Raw genomic sequence first — 15,603 nt, 5'->3', positions numbered from 1 at the left:
GATGGATATCCTCTCCGTAAACGGAATGAAATTTCTCGGATACCACGGTGTTCAGGAATTCGAAAAGGAAGAGGGCAATGAATTTATCGTAGATGTATTCTTCCATACCGACCTTTCTGAAGCAGGAGTAACTGATGACCTCAACAAGGCTATCAACTACACAGAGGTTCAGAACCTAACTTCTGAGATCATGGAAGGAGCATCCGTTGACTTGATCGAAACCTTGTGTTACCGGATCGGAAACAAGCTGTACGAAGAGTATGAGGATCAATGTGAAAAGATCGTAGTCAAAGTTCGCAAACTGAAACCGCCGATCGAGGCGCCTGTCGATCATACCGAAGCCCATATGTCATGGCCCAGGTAATTATTGCATTGGGGTCCAATCTTGATGACCCTCATAAGCAGCTTAAAACAGCCTGTAAATTTTTAGAAGACATTAGTCTTACCCCCATCAAAAAGTCTTCTATTTATAGGTCCGAACCGGTTGGTCCTTCGGAAAAAGATTTTTTGAATGCCGTTGCCGTTATTGAAACTGAACTGGAACCTTCTCAGCTTTTCGAAAAACTAAAGGCACAGGAAAAAAAGCAGGGTCGCCCTTCACGCTATCCCAAGTGGACCGCCCGAACGTTAGACCTTGATATAATTGGCTGGGATCACTTGGTCATTGAAACAGATACCCTTATCATTCCTCATCAAGAATATAAGAGCCGTTTGTTTGTTCTTTTACCCTTAAAGGATATTTTACCCGATTGGCAGGATCCCGTGTCTGCTCAACATGTGGATGAACTGATCGAACAAGCACCCAAGCTCGACATTGTTAAAACAACCCTGAATTGGTAGCTGATGCCCAACTCATATGATTTTATTGCGATCGAAGGTGTAATTGGAGCCGGAAAGACTTCTCTTGCCTCTCTGCTGGCAGAGCGCAGAAATGCCCGATTGGTGCTGGAGGAATTTGAGGACAATCCCTTTTTGCCAAAGTTTTATGAGGACCGTGAGCGATACGCTTTTCAAACACAGCTTGCCTTTTTAGCGAGCCGGTTCAAGCAGCAGCAGAATATGATGAATCAGGATCTGTTTCACCAATTCACGATATCTGACTATATCTTTGATAAAGACCGCATCTTTGCCCGCCTGAACCTGGATCAGGATGAAATGGCGCTATACGATAATATTTACAGCATCATGACGGGCATTGCGGCTCAGCCTGATCTGATCATTTACATTCAATCTTCAGTTGAACGACTGATGGAGAACATTGAGAATCGTGGCAGGGATTATGAGCGTCACATCACTCCTGAGTATCTTAAAGAACTGAATGATGCCTATAATCATTTCTTTCATCATTATAACCGGGCACCGCTGATCGTATTGAATGCTTCAGAGATCGATTTTGTAAATAACAGTGAGCATCTGGATTACATTGAAAAACAGATCTTTGAGAAACCCATTACAACCAACACCCATATCCACATCTCACCCTGAGTGAAATGCTTAAGTTTTTATTTTTTGTCATAATATTCTTCTTCCTGGTAAGATATATCAACAGATTGTTCTTAACTTCCAATGAGAAAAACAAGAGTTTTGATCCGTTTAGCGGACGTTCAAACAGAAGAAAACAAAGCTTCGATGAGATAGAAGAAGCTGAATACGAAGATCTTTCTAATAAAGAAAATTAAACACACTCCATGAATTTCGAAGAGAAACTGAATAAAGGTTTTGAATTACTAAGAGAAAAAGACATTGATTATGCTCTGGATGTTGCAAGAGAGCTACAAAAAGACCATCCGGATTCGCATGAGGCTTACTACCTCGAGGCTTTGGTCATGCAGCAACTGAATCAATTTGATAAAAGCATTGAAGCGATCGAAAAAGCGATCGAGATCGATGATGACAATGCTCCCTACTACAACCTCCGTGGAAATGTCAGAATGCAGCTGGAAAAACTGGAGGGCGCTGAAGAAGATTTTGATAAAGCCATAGAAATGGCCGACACCTCTGCCGCTCACCGTAATAAGGTGATGCTCATGCTGATGACCGACCGTGGTCAGGAAGCTATTCCTTATCTGATCGAGCGCATCAAAAAAGACCCTCAGGATGCCGAAAACTGGATCCTTATGGGTGATATGATCAACAAAGGCGGTCAGCCTGACAAAGCCCGTACATATTATGAGCAAGCGCTAAAGATCGACCCTGAAAATGATTATGCCAAGCGGCAGCTGGAAGAAGAAGAGTGAACATCGTACACTGAACTGTTGAATTAATTGGTTACGACGCAGAGCGTACGTAACCAGGTTTCGGATATTGGTGGCACCATCCTCCTCGCTTTTGACACTCTGCTTAAAAGTGAATTTATCCCAAATATATCTTCCTCACTCCATTCGCACTGAATCGGAGTAGAAATATCTTAACAGCTGATCCTCGCTCATATAAAACTATCGCAAGCGTCCCGCTTGTGATAGGAATTATTATCTCTGTTCTAATGCCAAACTAAGATGTTACCGTAATTTTCACATCTCTCGCTCCTGACGCTCTGCGTCGGAGCGGATATATCTCTAATGAACCTCATGTTTTTTAGGGAAAGCATTGAAATTTGAAGGCTAAAAGTGCTATCTTTGTCGCCCTTGAATTTGTTACCAAACATGTTACCAAACATGTTACCAAACATGTTACCAAACATGTTACCAAACATGTTACCAATGCTCACGTGGCGGAACTGGTAGACGCGTGCGCTTGAGGGGCGTATGGCCTAACGGCCGTGGAGGTTCGATTCCTCTCGTGAGCACCATTTAATTAAGCCCGTTTCTTGTTCAAGAAACGGGCTTTTTTTGTTTGGCTGATTTTCATCTCTTCTCATTTATTAATTCCCCTGCCCGTAGAGGTGCGATGCATCGCGTCTCTACGGGCAGGGGGAATACGTCGTCACCCTTTCTTGACATTCATCAACTAATTCGGGTAATTACTATTTAATTAGTAACGAATTATTTGTCATGCATTTAAGATCACTTCTTTTCATTCTGCTTATCTCAGTCATCTCCTTGGGGTGTTCTGAGAAGTCTCCTTCAGTACCTACCGAACCTCAGTTAGTCAAAATTGACACATTGTACAAGTTCATGGATTTTGACTCACACGGTATTTCCCGGCCCGGCTCCATCGAAATTCTACCTAACGGTAATATTGCTGTGGCTGATGGTCAGATCAAAAAGATCACCATAGTCACATCAGACGGTGATTCAGTGGCACAGTTTGGTAAGGAAGGGCGTGGTCCGGCAGAGTTTATTTACCCAGGTAACCTTACGGTAGCCTCAGGCTTATTGAATGTAGTAGATGCGAATCAGTTCAAAGTGTTGGAATTCGACCTGAATGGAAATTTTGTGGACAGTTATGGGTATAAAAGTAAGGCGATGGGTGGCTCCATTGCGTTGTCAGATGACCGCGAATTCTTCACCGGGGCAAATGGTGAGAATGAAAAACTCATAAAATGGGGCAAAGCAGATACCGATACTTCTCAACTTTTTGGAGAAGCCAAGATCTCACTCATAGAAGATATGGATATGGAAGCGAGTCGCAATGCCATTGAAAACGGCCAAATTCCGGATTATTTCAAAAATAATGTGATACTGACTTTAGATGAAGATCACGTTTATGCTTTCCTAAACTCTTACAGTGAGTTAAGAAAATACACCAGGGATGGGGAATTGGTTTGGGAGCGACACCTTGACCTGCCCGATAATGATCAGTTAAAGTCAGACATTGCAGAAGCAGCCGGGCAATCTCCCAATTTTCTACCATTTTTAACTTACATATATTCTGCCAAATTCGTGGACTCCGGTATTTATTTACTGGGGAATAAAGCCCGCAATTCATCACAGCATCTCATCAGGGTTAATGCAGATGGGGAAATAACCACTTTATATCAAATGCCTGATTCTGACATGCAAGTTCTAAGCTTCGCCATCGATCCAAATAGTAACACCCTTTATGTTTCGGATGCTATGAGCGGGATCGTTTACAAGGGAAAATTGTAACCTATAATTGAAGTGATTTTATACCGGCATGCCCAAAGTTTGCATTTTGTTTCCCACAGAGATTGGTATCTGAACGAAATCATTACAGACCGGTTGGATACTTATATAAGTATTTCACTTATTGATATTCATAACTTATAATTATATATAGACCTAATATTAAATAACTTGTATTGATCTGTATGCCTTATAAATATCTTCTTTTTACCTGCATCATTTTAATGATAATTGGTTGCTCACAAACTCAAGATGATTCTTCAAAGCAACCTGACAAAGTCACTATGGTTTCGGTGGATACACTTTTTACCTTTACCGATTTTGAAACTCACAATATTGCTCAGCCTACAGAACTTGCAATACTTGAAAATGGCTCAGTGGCTATTGTAGACTTTGACCAAAAGCAGGTCAGTTTGGTTAGTAAATTAGGGGATCTGATCACATCATTTGGGCGTGAAGGAAGAGGTCCGGGTGAATTTATTCGTATTGATAACCTATTTGTCACGGATGATGTGATACATGTGATCGATACCAATCTAAATATGATCTCTAAATTTGATACCGAAGGTAATTTTATTAACGGTCATGCATATAAGTCAGCTGCAATACTTAAAGAAGTCTCCGCTATTGACAGAACCAAATATATTATCGCTACCGGGGGTGTTGACAGTACTCTTCTTTCTGTTACTGATTTCAACACTGATTCTACCTTTTACTTTGGAACTCCAAAAGGTGAAAGCATAGAAGTTGTGGATTTTCAGGAAAGTCTCAACCAACTCAAAAATGGTGAGATCCCAGGCCTTTACAAGAACATGGTCACCTTAAGGACAGATAATGATCATATTTACGCTTTCCTGAATGCTTACAGTATCCTTCAAAAATATGATCAGAATGGCAAACTGGTTTGGGAGCAAAAAATTGAACTGCCATATAACGAAGACATTTTCAGGGCAACGGTAGAAAAAGCTAAAAACTCACCGGGAGGGCTTCCCGCTTACGCTTATATCAATGATCTTGAGGTCATTGATAAAGAGATCGTCATTCTTTCAAACAGAAAAAACTCAGAAGTCCCTCAGCAACTAATCAAAGTAAACAGTGCAGGTGAAATAACAGACATTTATACACTTCCTGCTCATGTTGGTTACCTTGCAGCATTTGATGTAGATAACGAAAGCAACACAGTTTATTTTGCTTCATCCGAAGATGGAATGGTATATAAAAGCCCTATATCTCTATAAAAGTCATAAAACTCAGTAACTGCTTTTCATTCCCGAAATAACCCCGCCATATCCCACTTTTCGATAACATCCTTGATCAGGTTGCCCACACGGGTATTAACTCTATCAAAATATTCTTCAGCCTGAGCCTGATCAAAAGTCGGATGCCCTTGCCCCGGCTCATATAATCCTATGGATGAAGGAAACGGGTAAGCCGACCAGGAAGTACCACTCGGATACGGGGTCGTCATTTCTTCTCCGGAGTACCACTCAGGATGTATATGATCGGGAGTTATGGCCTGCATGTAGGCTGATTCATTATTTCCGGCATGACCTCCATTTTCACCAAACACGGTAAAGGTATCTTCAGAAGCCAGGCTCCACCAATTGATGACCATGATCCGAACCTGTAATTTATTTGATAATTCAGCTGCCAGGTCCTGAAGCACGGCGGTCTGTCCACCACCGTGACCATTGAGTATGATGATATTCTTAAATTCATTTTTGTGTAATCCTTCCAGGATCTCTCCCGCAAAAGCACGATACACGTTTTCACTCATAGCAAAAGCACCGGGATAAGCGGCCAGTGTCCCTGTCATACCATAATTCAAAGTGGGAGCTACCATCGCGTTCAATTCAGGAGCCAGCTCCCTTGCCATAGCCTCCGGGGCCAGGTTATCAGATCCATTTGGAATCACCCCATGTGGCTCCAGGGTTCCGGTAGGCAATAACACCGTTTCAATCTTTTCGGGCACAAATTCCTCAAATTCCAGCCAGTTTATAAGGTTCATTTCACGGGTTGTTGGTGAATCCTGTGCCTGATTATTCCCGGAAAAGATCGGAATGATCATTAGCAACAATATGGCTTTTTTCATGATATAAATTGCTTTAGAATGGGTTTTGAATATATAGATACGGAAATTTCAGCGATTATTTCGTATCCAATTCCCATCGCCGAACATTGTCTAAGATATAATCGGCAATAGATTCGTATTCCCTATAATTTCTGATCACCCTGTCATGATAATTTGATTGCCAGCAAAACTCTGGGTTTATTTTTCGGGAATGAATGGTTACAGCCGATTTATATCCGCGTATGATCGACGCCAGGTTTTTACGTTGTGGTCCAAATCTTTTTTGTGAATCGGTTTCAAGATCAACCCCGGTAGAGACGCGATGCATCGCGTCTCTACCGGGGTTCGAAGGTATTTCTGGTGTATTATATTCGTTATTCCCGATAATAATGATCCCATGCATATGATCCGGCATGATCACAAATTCACCCAATGTTAAATTCATGTCTTTGCGGATCTTCGGTGTTCTCTTCCATTCGGCTCTGGCAATTGATCCCACCTCGTTCAGGATCATTCTGCCTCCTTCTATCGTCCCGAAAAAATGTTGCCTGTGTTTTGTACAAATGGTAATGAAATAAGCTCCGGGGTTTTTGTAATCCCAATATTCCCACCGATTGGATTCTATCCTGTATTTATCCCGAAATTTTGTCATTTATAACCCGATTCTCTTGCTTTTATCTCAAGATTATAATCTCCCCTAACCAATATTTCAAATCATAATTATTTCCCTGCCCGTAGAGACGCGATGCAACGCGCCTCTACGGGCAGGGTGTTGAAATTAATTAAATAATTCCGTCAGGCTCTTAATCTCTGGCTGCAAACCATACGGCCAAACCGCCACCTTTGGCAAGGTCTAATTCAAGAATGGATTCTGAGGTGACCTCCTTGGTGATTCTTTCCAGTGGATAGGGATTGGTCTCCCAATCTGCCTCTTCCCCATCAGCCCAGATGTGAGCTTCATAGGTTTTACCGGGATCCAGAAATTCGAGACTCAGCTCAAACTGACGGGCTTCCTCATCGGTGATTCCACCCAGGAACCAGTCGCTGGAATTTCGGTCTTTGCGAACCACAATGGTGTGATCACCGATCTCAGCTTCAGGTACGATCGTTGTTTCCCAATCAGTTGGAACTGCCTTCACCCACTCCAAAGCGACAGGATTGGCTTCAAGATTTTCAGGAAGATCAGAAACCATTTGCAGCGGACTGTAGATCACTACGTATAAAGCCAGCTCATGCGCCAGGGTGTGGCTCACCCGATTGTTATCCGGGTTTTCCGGTTTGTCAGACAGAAGCAGATCAAAGACTCCCGGAGTGTAATCAAAGGGACTTACCAGACCGCGTGTGAACGGCACAATGGTTGTGTAATCAACCGGATTTCCACCATCTACTGACCAGGCGTTGTACTCTTGTCCGCGGGCGCCTTCCCGGGTCATCATATTCGGCCAGGTCCTCCGGATCCCTGTATCCTTGATTGGCTCATGCACATTCAGCATGATCTTATGCTCTGCCGCAAGCTTCACAATATCCCGGTAATGGCGCACCATAAACTGCCCATGATGCCATTCACCGCCTTCCACAAAATCACCGACATAACCGGTCTTTACGGCCTCCACTCCTACTTCATTGTACAGGTCAAAGGCATCCTCTACCTGCGCTTCGTAATTGGAGATCCCCGTCGAGGTCTCATGGTGACCAATGAGTTTTACACCTAACGAATCGCCGTATCTTGTCACCTCTTGAATATCAAAATCCGGGTAGGTTTCAGTGAAACTGAAGATGTCTGAATTGGCCGCCCAGTCACCATCCCAGCCGGTATTCCATCCCTCCACCAATACCCCATAGAAACCGTGTTTGGCCGTAAAGTCCATGAGTTCTTTCGTGTATTCTGTCGTTGCACCGTGATCAGGCCCGGATCCCCATGTTTTTGTATTCAAATGCATATCCCACCAGATCCCGGTGTATTTACCGGTTTTGATCCAAGAGGTATCCTTGATTTGACTCGGTTCATTTAGATTCAGCACCAGGTAGTTGGTCATTAGATCACCGGCTGATTCGCCAAGTGCGACCGTTCTCCATGGTGACAAATACGGAGCCGAGCCGCGTACCTTATCACCATTTTTCCATGGTACCAGATCAGCCTCTAATGAATTGTTTCCATTATTGGCGATGGTCATACTCGCGAAGTCTGTCAGAGCGGCTTCATGGATGGAGAGATGCAAGCCATCATCCGTTTTCATGGTAAATGGGGTATGAACCGTATCGATCTCAGACACCCGGGTTTCGTTGAATAAGTGCTCATAGCGGTTCAGCTGATAGGCACCGATCCACCACCCGGTATGATCGCCTGCCAGATTAAATTCCGTTACTTCATCCGTGATCACAAAATCCTGCAGTCCCTCCTGCTCCGGCCATTCGTAGCGGAAACCCAAACCGTCATCAAACAAACGAAACGTGAGGTTTATCTTTTCGCCGCTTCCCTTTTTAGTGAAAAACAGGTTAACCTCCCGATGATGATTTCGGATCTCCTTTTGCTCGCCCCAGGGTTGGGTCCATGTCTCATCATGATCTGAGGTCTCGTAGGCATCCAGCGCCAAGCCTTCTGACATATCAACCTGAGTGAATACCACTCCCAGCTCAGATGGTGTAATGATCTCAGTTCCATTATATGACATAGAGTAGCCTGGAATTCCGGAATCCATCGAGAAGGTCAGGGTCAGAGATTCTCCAGGGGATTGAAAAGTTTGCTCGAAATCCATGCTTCCAATCTCTTGTTTTGATGAGTTTGAGCAGGAAAGCATGAATGCAGAGAGAATGATGAGAGTGAATGCGTAAAATTTCATAAGTAAAACGATGATTTAAAGTATCCTTGGAATTAGTCTGCTATCTTTAGCTAACAGAAACGAAAGTAAAGGGATTTTTTGTTGAAATACAGTCAAGTTTACAGCGTTATGTCATTCACTTGCAGAACACAGTCTTAAATATCATGAACAAAAAATTATTAATTGCAGGACTTTTAATTAGTCTCAGTACAAACCTATTATTTGCCCAAACCATGGATAAAAACTTAGAGAAAGCCACCTTTGGCGCCGGATGTTTCTGGTGCGTTGAAGCTATTTATGAAATTGTAGAAGGTGTTGAACACGTAGAAGCCGGTTACTCGGGGGGACATGTAGAAAACCCAAGCTACCGTGAAGTAACCACAGGCCGAACGGGTCATGCGGAAGTTGCCCGTATTCACTTCGATCCGGAGGTCATCTCCTATGAAGAACTGCTTGAAGTGCTCTGGCATACCCACAACCCTACCACTCTAAACCGTCAGGGTAGTGATGTGGGACCTCAGTATCGCTCCGTGATCTTTTACCATAATGAAGAGCAGAAAGAGATTGCAGAAAAATCGCTAAAGAAAACCGATGAGTCAGACCTTTGGGAAGACCCCATCGTCACAGAGATCCAGCCACTTGAAAATTACTTTGTAGCCGAAAACTATCACCAGAATTATTTTGAGAATAATCCCAACGCCGGTTACTGCTCAATTGTGATCGCACCTAAGGTGGCGAAGTTTAAGAAGGAGTTTGGTCATCTTCTGAAGGAAGACCCAAAGTTTTAGAGATATAGACTCTTTTCAAAAGCTCTGTGATTAGAAATCACAGAGCTTTTTTTAATTTCAGTTGTCCTGTGTACATTTGCACAAACTATTTTACTATTTCATTGTACATAACACCCTATGAAGAAACTATTTACTAATCTTGTATTTTTGCTCGTACTAACGGGTTCTGTGGCTTGTGCTCAGGAAGCCGACACAACCATGACTTTCGAGGAATATCAGCCTGAATCCACATTGGTTATTCCCGGTGAAGAAGTCACTTCCGCCAAATATCCGTTCATCGATGTTCACAGTCACCTTTGGAGAATGGGGTCCATGAATCTTAAACAGACCGTGCGTGAAATGGACAGCCTGAACATGAAGGTATTGGTTAACCTGAGTGGCCGGTCCGGAAACACACTCAAAGAGATGGTGGATGCAGCCAGAGAGCAGGCTCCCGGTCGTTTTGTGGTCTTTGCCAATATTGATTTCGACGGGATAGATGAACCCGGCTGGACTGAGCGAGCCGTGGCACAACTTCAGGAAGATTATGACAATGGCGCACGTGGTGTTAAGATCTTCAAGAATCTTGGATTGACCGTTTTAGACACAGAGGGTAACCGTGTGCATACTGACGACCCACGCATTGACCCTGTCTGGGCCAAAGCCGGAGAACTGGGCATTCCGGTTCTCATTCACACCGGGGAACCGGCCGTTTTCTGGGCCCCCATCGATCACAAGAACGAACGCTGGCTGGAAATGAAGAACTTCCCTGATCGCCATCGCGGAGATTCTACCCGATATCCCAGTTGGGAAGTGGTGATGCAGGAGCAGTGGAATGTATTCCGCAAACATCCTGAAACCACCTTCATCAACGCACATTTTGGATGGATGGCAAATGACCTGGCCCGACTCGGTGAACACCTGGATGAATTTCCGAATGTATACACCGAAACGGCTGCCATTATTGCTGAACTTGGTCGCCAGCCCCGTTTTGCCAAAGAATTCTTTATAAAATATCAGGATCGCTTGCTGTTCGGTAAAGACACCTATCGCCCCCATGAATATCACACCTATTTCAGGGTCCTCGAAAGTGACGATGAATATTTCGATTATTTTCGCAGACGACACGCTTTCTGGCAAATGTATGGATTAGATCTGCCCGATGACGTGTTACAAAAACTGTATTACAAAAATGCCCTTAAAATAATACCGGGCATTGATGAATCACTATTCGACACAACCAACTAATAACCCAATAAAACTCGGTACAATGAAAAACAAGATAAAACTATCCATCATCCCTGTGCTGGCGATTTTGCTTATGACCGGCATTTCTTTCGCTCAGGAAAGAGGAAATAATGAAGCCAGAGTGAGTCCAAATGCCACTGTCAGCCAAAATATTGGTACTACAGTCGTAACTGTTACATACGGCCGCTCTGGTATCAAAGGCCGAACCTACTTTGCTGAAGGTTCTACACTTGCTCCTGCCGGAGAAGTTTGGAGAACCGGAGCTAATGAATCTACCACTATAACCTTTTCAGGTGATGTGATTTTTGGTGGAGAAGCTGTTGAAGCTGGAACTTACACACTGTTTTCAATTCCAAACGATAACGAATGGACCGTAATTTTGAACAGTAATCTTACCCGTGAAGACGGTACTCCTGCATGGGGTGCTTACGGTTATGATCAGTCTGATGATGTGATACGTGTAACCGCTGAACCTGCTGAAGGATCAGATCTCGAATGGTTTGAGATCTACTTCAATGAACTGTCAGATACAAAAGTTCATTTAAACCTGCATTGGGGAACAGTTCGCGTTCCTGTACCGATCGAAACCGAGTAATTCTACTTTCGATCCAAAAACAAAAAACCCCGCACATGTATACATGTGCGGGGTTTTTTATTGGATAACACTTCCAAAAATAAAAATGGGCAAGCGACCTATATCACGCCGCTACGACCTAATTACCGCTGCTGCATTCCTGCCCTGACGGAGTTCAAAGGGAGCTGGCTGTATAGGACTTGCCCAAGGCTTTAAAGATAAGGGTTATTACCCTCCACTATCAAGAATTATTTACCCTTTGTTTGCTAAATCAGGTATTGAATATCCATATCAACAGATCACAGTAAATATTTCGAATCCTGTTCGCTGTGGTTTAAATTATCCTTATTATTGCAGCCCGAATCTAAGATATTTTTTATGCCTGAATTTTCTGTATTTGTACTGCCTGTCATTATATTTTTTTCGCGGATAGCCGATGTTTCTCTTGGTACCCTCAGAATAACCATGGTTTCACGTGGCTATAAGTGGGAATCAGCGGTATTGGGTTTTTTCGAGGTGTTGATCTGGGTGATCGTGGTGGCACAATTGCTAACCAATCTGGATCATTGGGTGAATTACATAGCTTATGCTGCCGGATTTTCAGCCGGTACTTTCATGGGGCTTTTTATAGAAGATAAAATGAAGATCGGGACCGTTCTGGTTCGTATTATCACCCTGCAAAAATCTCAGGACATCATTGAAGCGCTTAAAGAAGCCGGTGTTGCCGTAACCAGTGTGGATGCCAAGGGTGGGTTTAATGATGTCAAGATCATATTTACGGTACTGAAAAGGAAAAAGCTGAATAAAGTCTTCGATATTGTTAAAGACTTGGATCCGGAGGCCTTTTTCTCCACTGAAGAAGTGAAATACTCCAATAAGCATCACGACCACTTACCCCTTTCAGATAACTTAAGTCCTTTGGACCGGCTGCTGAGAATTAGAAAAGGAGTTTAAATATCACTCCCCCTGTAAAGTGATCACCAGTTTGCGTGAGCCTCCTCTATTGCGATGTTCACATAAGTATATCCCCTGCCAGGTTCCCATGTTAAATCGTCCCGCGGTAATCGGTACAGTAACAGAAGAGCCCATTAAAGAGCTTTTTATATGAGAGGTCATATCTTCGGTTCCTTCCAAAGTGTGTTCATAAAGTGAGGTATCTTCAGGAACCACCCTATTGAAATGAGATTCGAAATCCCGCCGCACTGAGGGATCTGCATTTTCATTAATGGTAAGTGCCGCACTGGTGTGTTTGATAAACATATGAGCCAGACCGGTCTGAATATTATTGATCTCAGGCATTTCCCTTAAGATCTCTTCGGTTATTATGTGATAACCTCTTGATTTGGGTGCAAGCTGAATTTCTTTCTGGATCCACATTCTCTTCGTTATTCGTTGAATTGTTATTGGTTACCCAACTAACAGAATCAAACCATTAAGCTTTATTCAGGTTCCAACTTTTCCTCAAAGGGTGAGATAACGTCACCCACTTTATTTGTATCCTCAAAGTATTCCAGAATCTGAAGCAACACTTCATCTACCAGAATATCGGGACAGGAGGCACCTGAGGTCAGAGCAATTTTATGAGGACTCTCTTTCATAGCAAGCCAGTCCCTGGTACGCTTCATCTCTTTATCCCACTGATCGAAATGATTAATTAAATCTGGACTCAATTCTCCCTTATCCCTTACATGATAGGTTGGAAAATGATGCTCCAGGATCTCAACCAGATGCATGGTATTTGAAGAGTTGTAGCCACCTACCACAATAGCCAGGTCGGCATCTGTTTCAGCCAATGCCAGAGTGGCCGATTGGTTCTCGTTGGTGGCATAACACAACGTATCTGAGGTGTCCGCAAAGTGATCGAGTACATTAGCCTCGCCAAACCGCTTGATAGCCGCCTCGCGTAAGATCTCCATCACTTCCTGAGTTTCAGTAGCCAGCATGGTGGTCTGATTGATCACCCCAAATCGCTCCATATCTTTTATCGGATCGAAGCCACCTGTTGACTTATGACCAAAGTATTTTTCAAAGTCAGAACCGGGTCTTTCACCGGTCATGATATCAGCCAGTATTTTAGCTTCTTCAGGATTCAGAACGACCACAACGGCAGAATGATCAGCGCTATGAGAGAAGGTGGCCCGTGTTTCTTCATGCCGGTGCTTGCCATGAACCACCAAACTGTAATCCTTCTTTCCCAGCTGTTTCCCTCGTTTCCATACTTTTTCAACAAAAGGACAGGTAGTATTAAACCGGTAGGGATCAATGCCAACTTCTTTAAGTTGAGACTGTATCTCCAGGGTCGTTCCGAAAGCAGGCACGATCACAATATCCTCTTCGCTCAGGCTTGATATCGGAATGTGTTCTGTACCATCTGTATCAAACAGAAATTTCACCCCTCTTTTTTGAAGATCCTCATTTACAGTTGGATTGTGGATCATCTCACTGAGTAAATAGATATCCTTGTCTGGATTTTCCGCCACCGTTCGGTAAGCGATGTCGATGGCGTTCTCAACGCCATAACAGAATCCAAAAAATCGAGGGATCAGAAATTGTACCGGACCAAAATCCAGCACCGTTGGCTCCAGATCCTTCTTCATCGGATCGATGATCTTGGTCGCCTCCTTTACCTTCCGAATGATTGGAGACTGGTACATTTTCGGTATGTCAAACTTCTTTCTTGTCAACCTTCTATGATTTTAGATCATGGTTGTATAATGACTGATCCATTCTAATTACTACAGAATTCAGTCCTGCCTATTTTTAACCTCTGATAAGTTTTTCGATCTCAGATCTTTCTTTAGGGACATCCGTCAGGTTCTCGCAACCATCTTCTGTTACCACTACATTATCCTCGATCCTGATACCACCAAACTCAAACATGTTGGTTAGTTTTTCAGCATTAAGGAACTGCTTTTGAGTGTCATCCTCTAAAGCAGGCACCAGCAATGCGGGTACAAAATAGGCTCCGGGCTCAATGGTCACTACCATTCCCGGCTGCAGGTCACGACGGACCCTAAGGAATTTAATACCAGGACGATCAATGCGATCCACCCCTTTTGGATAACCACCAACATCATGAGTATCAAGGCCAAGAAAATGACCAAGTCCGTGCGGGAAGAATAAAGCAAAAATATCATTCTCCATCATGTCATCCACAGAGCCTTTCACAACACCGGCATCTTTCAATCCTTCCATGATGGTTCGTGCCGCATGCAAGTGAAGGTCTTCCATCTTCACACCCATTTTAATTTGGTCGATGGAGGAATTGAGTGCATTCAATACGGCATCATAAACTCCGGCCTGCAGATCCGTAAATTTTCCGTTTACCGGATACGTTCGCGTAATATCTGAGGCATAACCTTCGTATTCATGCCCGGCATCCAGCAGAAAAAGATCTCCGTCTTTGATCTGACTAGTATTCTCTACATAATGAAGAATGGCACTGTTTTTACCCCCGGCAAAAATACCGTTGTAGGCATCCTGTTGAAGCCCGTTTTCATACTGTATCTTCGTAAACAAGGCCTTCAACTCATATTCATACATGCCCGGCTTAATCGCTTTCATCACCTCAGTGTGGGCCAGGTTATTGATGGCCGCTGACTTCCGCATGTAATCCAGCTCTTCATCGGTTTTGATCACACGGCAGTATGTAAGGGCATCCAGCAGAGTTTCGATATCGGCCTCAAACCCACGGTCCAGATCTTCTATCAATTCAGCATCCAGATCGTTCAGGCAGTAAACTTTCTCGGGCTTGATCTTATTCATCACCGTAAGGATCTCGTTGGTGTAATGAATATGATCCGGTTTATACTGCTCTTTCCAGGCTTCCTGCGATTTCACATATCCATGCCACACCGCATACTGTGCATCCCGTTTTGGTACAAACAGGTGGTACTCTTCTGTTTTCAGATCCAGGATCAATGCACAGTCGGGCTCATTTACACCGGTCAGATACCAGAAATTCGATTCCTGCCGAAACGGATATTCATAATCGGTTTCGTTGCGATACAGGATCTCTGATCCCTGAATAAAAACGGCTCCATTCTGTCCGTCATCAAATAATGAAAATAGTTTTTCGCGGTGTTTCTGATGCATCATT

The 15,603-nt window shown here is 43.5% G+C and carries 17 protein-coding genes, 1 tRNA gene and 1 other RNA gene; 12 read left to right on the top strand and 7 right to left on the bottom strand.

From position 1 onward, the window contains the following. Position 1 precedes the first annotated feature (1 nt). From folB to C3B73_RS04145, 8 genes are all read left to right on the top strand, one after another. Positions 2–364, top strand: coding sequence for a dihydroneopterin aldolase (folB, locus tag C3B73_RS04180; RefSeq protein WP_103664383.1), 363 nt, complete (start codon positions 2–4; stop codon positions 362–364). After that, entirely contained in the window at positions 352–840 is a 489-nt protein-coding gene (gene folK / locus C3B73_RS04175; protein WP_103664382.1) for a 2-amino-4-hydroxy-6-hydroxymethyldihydropteridine diphosphokinase, read from the top strand. Before folB ends, folK begins: the two co-directional genes overlap by 13 nt. Before the next feature lie 3 nt (positions 841–843). Continuing rightward, complete coding sequence (locus C3B73_RS04170) at positions 844–1,485, top strand: deoxynucleoside kinase (RefSeq protein ID WP_103664381.1); 642 nt, start codon at positions 844–846, stop codon at positions 1,483–1,485. Between the two features lie 5 nt (positions 1,486–1,490). Continuing rightward, positions 1,491–1,679, top strand: a complete 189-nt coding sequence (locus C3B73_RS14060) for a hypothetical protein (RefSeq protein ID WP_103664380.1) — start codon at positions 1,491–1,493, stop codon at positions 1,677–1,679. Between the two features lie 9 nt (positions 1,680–1,688). After that, on the top strand, positions 1,689–2,237 hold the full coding sequence (locus C3B73_RS04160; RefSeq protein ID WP_103664379.1) for a tetratricopeptide repeat protein: 549 nt from the start codon (positions 1,689–1,691) through the stop codon (positions 2,235–2,237). 464 nt (positions 2,238–2,701) lie between these two features. After that, a tRNA-Leu gene (locus C3B73_RS04155) sits at positions 2,702–2,788 on the top strand. 325 nt (positions 2,789–3,113) lie between these two features. Then, complete coding sequence (locus C3B73_RS04150; protein ID WP_157939422.1) at positions 3,114–4,028, top strand: 6-bladed beta-propeller; 915 nt, start codon at positions 3,114–3,116, stop codon at positions 4,026–4,028. Positions 4,029–4,318: 290 nt separating this feature from the next. Then, positions 4,319–5,263, top strand: a complete 945-nt coding sequence (locus C3B73_RS04145; RefSeq protein WP_157939421.1) for a 6-bladed beta-propeller — start codon at positions 4,319–4,321, stop codon at positions 5,261–5,263. 26 nt (positions 5,264–5,289) lie between these two features. Here the strand turns inward: C3B73_RS04145 and C3B73_RS04140 are convergent, their stop codons facing one another. The 3 genes from C3B73_RS04140 to C3B73_RS04130 all read right to left on the bottom strand — a co-directional run bounded on the left by C3B73_RS04140 (position 5,290) and on the right by C3B73_RS04130 (position 8,936). Further along, on the bottom strand, positions 5,290–6,117 hold the full coding sequence (locus C3B73_RS04140; protein ID WP_103664376.1) for a creatininase family protein: 828 nt from the start codon (positions 6,115–6,117) through the stop codon (positions 5,290–5,292). A gap of 55 nt (positions 6,118–6,172) precedes the next feature. Continuing rightward, a complete protein-coding gene (locus C3B73_RS04135; RefSeq protein WP_103664375.1) occupies positions 6,173–6,748 on the bottom strand; it encodes a transposase in 576 nt (191 codons plus the stop codon). Positions 6,749–6,899: 151 nt separating this feature from the next. Then, the gene (locus C3B73_RS04130; RefSeq protein WP_103664374.1) at positions 6,900–8,936 is read right to left on the bottom strand and encodes a glycoside hydrolase family 97 protein; all 2,037 of its coding nucleotides are present in this window, start codon (positions 8,934–8,936) and stop codon (positions 6,900–6,902) included. 143 nt (positions 8,937–9,079) lie between these two features. Between C3B73_RS04130 and msrA the strand changes: the two genes are divergently transcribed. The 3 genes from msrA to C3B73_RS04115 all read left to right on the top strand — a co-directional run bounded on the left by msrA (position 9,080) and on the right by C3B73_RS04115 (position 11,525). Then, entirely contained in the window at positions 9,080–9,703 is a 624-nt protein-coding gene (msrA, locus tag C3B73_RS04125) for a peptide-methionine (S)-S-oxide reductase MsrA (protein ID WP_103664373.1), read from the top strand. Between the two features lie 117 nt (positions 9,704–9,820). Further along, positions 9,821–10,930 carry an amidohydrolase family protein gene (locus C3B73_RS04120; RefSeq protein WP_103664372.1) on the top strand — a complete coding sequence of 370 codons (1,110 nt, stop codon included), beginning with the start codon at positions 9,821–9,823 and terminating at the stop codon, positions 10,928–10,930. A gap of 22 nt (positions 10,931–10,952) precedes the next feature. Then, entirely contained in the window at positions 10,953–11,525 is a 573-nt protein-coding gene (locus C3B73_RS04115; RefSeq protein WP_103664371.1) for a DUF2911 domain-containing protein, read from the top strand. 84 nt (positions 11,526–11,609) lie between these two features. Here C3B73_RS04115 and ffs read toward each other — a convergent pair. Next, positions 11,610–11,710, bottom strand: an RNA gene (gene ffs, locus C3B73_RS04110) — signal recognition particle sRNA small type. Positions 11,711–11,882: 172 nt separating this feature from the next. Between ffs and C3B73_RS04105 the strand changes: the two genes are divergently transcribed. Next, positions 11,883–12,458, top strand: coding sequence for a DUF2179 domain-containing protein (locus tag C3B73_RS04105; RefSeq protein WP_103664408.1), 576 nt, complete (start codon positions 11,883–11,885; stop codon positions 12,456–12,458). A gap of 3 nt (positions 12,459–12,461) precedes the next feature. Here the strand turns inward: C3B73_RS04105 and C3B73_RS04100 are convergent, their stop codons facing one another. The 3 genes from C3B73_RS04100 to C3B73_RS04090 all read right to left on the bottom strand — a co-directional run bounded on the left by C3B73_RS04100 (position 12,462) and on the right by C3B73_RS04090 (position 15,602). After that, complete coding sequence (locus C3B73_RS04100) at positions 12,462–12,881, bottom strand: secondary thiamine-phosphate synthase enzyme YjbQ (RefSeq protein WP_103664370.1); 420 nt, start codon at positions 12,879–12,881, stop codon at positions 12,462–12,464. Positions 12,882–12,943: 62 nt separating this feature from the next. Further along, positions 12,944–14,188 (bottom strand): 4-hydroxy-3-methylbut-2-enyl diphosphate reductase, encoded by a 1,245-nt coding sequence (locus C3B73_RS04095; RefSeq protein WP_269800978.1) that lies wholly within the window; start codon positions 14,186–14,188, stop codon positions 12,944–12,946. 76 nt (positions 14,189–14,264) lie between these two features. Continuing rightward, positions 14,265–15,602: an aminopeptidase P family protein gene (locus tag C3B73_RS04090; protein ID WP_103664369.1), complete on the bottom strand. Its 1,338-nt coding sequence runs from the start codon at positions 15,600–15,602 to the stop codon at positions 14,265–14,267. Position 15,603: the final 1 nt, after the last annotated feature.

It is taken from the genome of Gracilimonas amylolytica, assembly GCF_002911695.1.
Lineage (GTDB): Bacteria > Bacteroidota > Rhodothermia > Balneolales > Balneolaceae > Gracilimonas > Gracilimonas amylolytica.
This window is presented reverse-complemented; position numbering and strand designations above follow the sequence as displayed.

Bases quoted from the DNA above. Each gene is read 5' to 3' on its own strand.
- folB (WP_103664383.1), top strand. From the start codon at position 2: ATGGATATCCTCTCCGTAAACGGAATGAAATTTCTCGGATACCACGGT.
- folK (WP_103664382.1), top strand. From the start codon at position 352: ATGGCCCAGGTAATTATTGCATTGGGGTCCAATCTTGATGACCCTCAT.
- C3B73_RS04170 (WP_103664381.1), top strand. From the start codon at position 844: ATGCCCAACTCATATGATTTTATTGCGATCGAAGGTGTAATTGGAGCC.
- C3B73_RS14060 (WP_103664380.1), top strand. From the start codon at position 1,491: ATGCTTAAGTTTTTATTTTTTGTCATAATATTCTTCTTCCTGGTAAGA.
- C3B73_RS04160 (WP_103664379.1), top strand. From the start codon at position 1,689: ATGAATTTCGAAGAGAAACTGAATAAAGGTTTTGAATTACTAAGAGAA.
- C3B73_RS04150 (WP_157939422.1), top strand. From the start codon at position 3,114: ATGGATTTTGACTCACACGGTATTTCCCGGCCCGGCTCCATCGAAATT.
- C3B73_RS04140 (WP_103664376.1), bottom strand. From the start codon at position 6,117: ATGAAAAAAGCCATATTGTTGCTAATGATCATTCCGATCTTTTCCGGG.
- C3B73_RS04135 (WP_103664375.1), bottom strand. From the start codon at position 6,748: ATGACAAAATTTCGGGATAAATACAGGATAGAATCCAATCGGTGGGAA.
- C3B73_RS04130 (WP_103664374.1), bottom strand. From the start codon at position 8,936: ATGAAATTTTACGCATTCACTCTCATCATTCTCTCTGCATTCATGCTT.
- msrA (WP_103664373.1), top strand. From the start codon at position 9,080: ATGAACAAAAAATTATTAATTGCAGGACTTTTAATTAGTCTCAGTACA.
- C3B73_RS04120 (WP_103664372.1), top strand. From the start codon at position 9,821: ATGAAGAAACTATTTACTAATCTTGTATTTTTGCTCGTACTAACGGGT.
- C3B73_RS04115 (WP_103664371.1), top strand. From the start codon at position 10,953: ATGAAAAACAAGATAAAACTATCCATCATCCCTGTGCTGGCGATTTTG.
- C3B73_RS04105 (WP_103664408.1), top strand. From the start codon at position 11,883: ATGCCTGAATTTTCTGTATTTGTACTGCCTGTCATTATATTTTTTTCG.
- C3B73_RS04100 (WP_103664370.1), bottom strand. From the start codon at position 12,881: ATGTGGATCCAGAAAGAAATTCAGCTTGCACCCAAATCAAGAGGTTAT.
- C3B73_RS04090 (WP_103664369.1), bottom strand. From the start codon at position 15,602: ATGATGCATCAGAAACACCGCGAAAAACTATTTTCATTATTTGATGAC.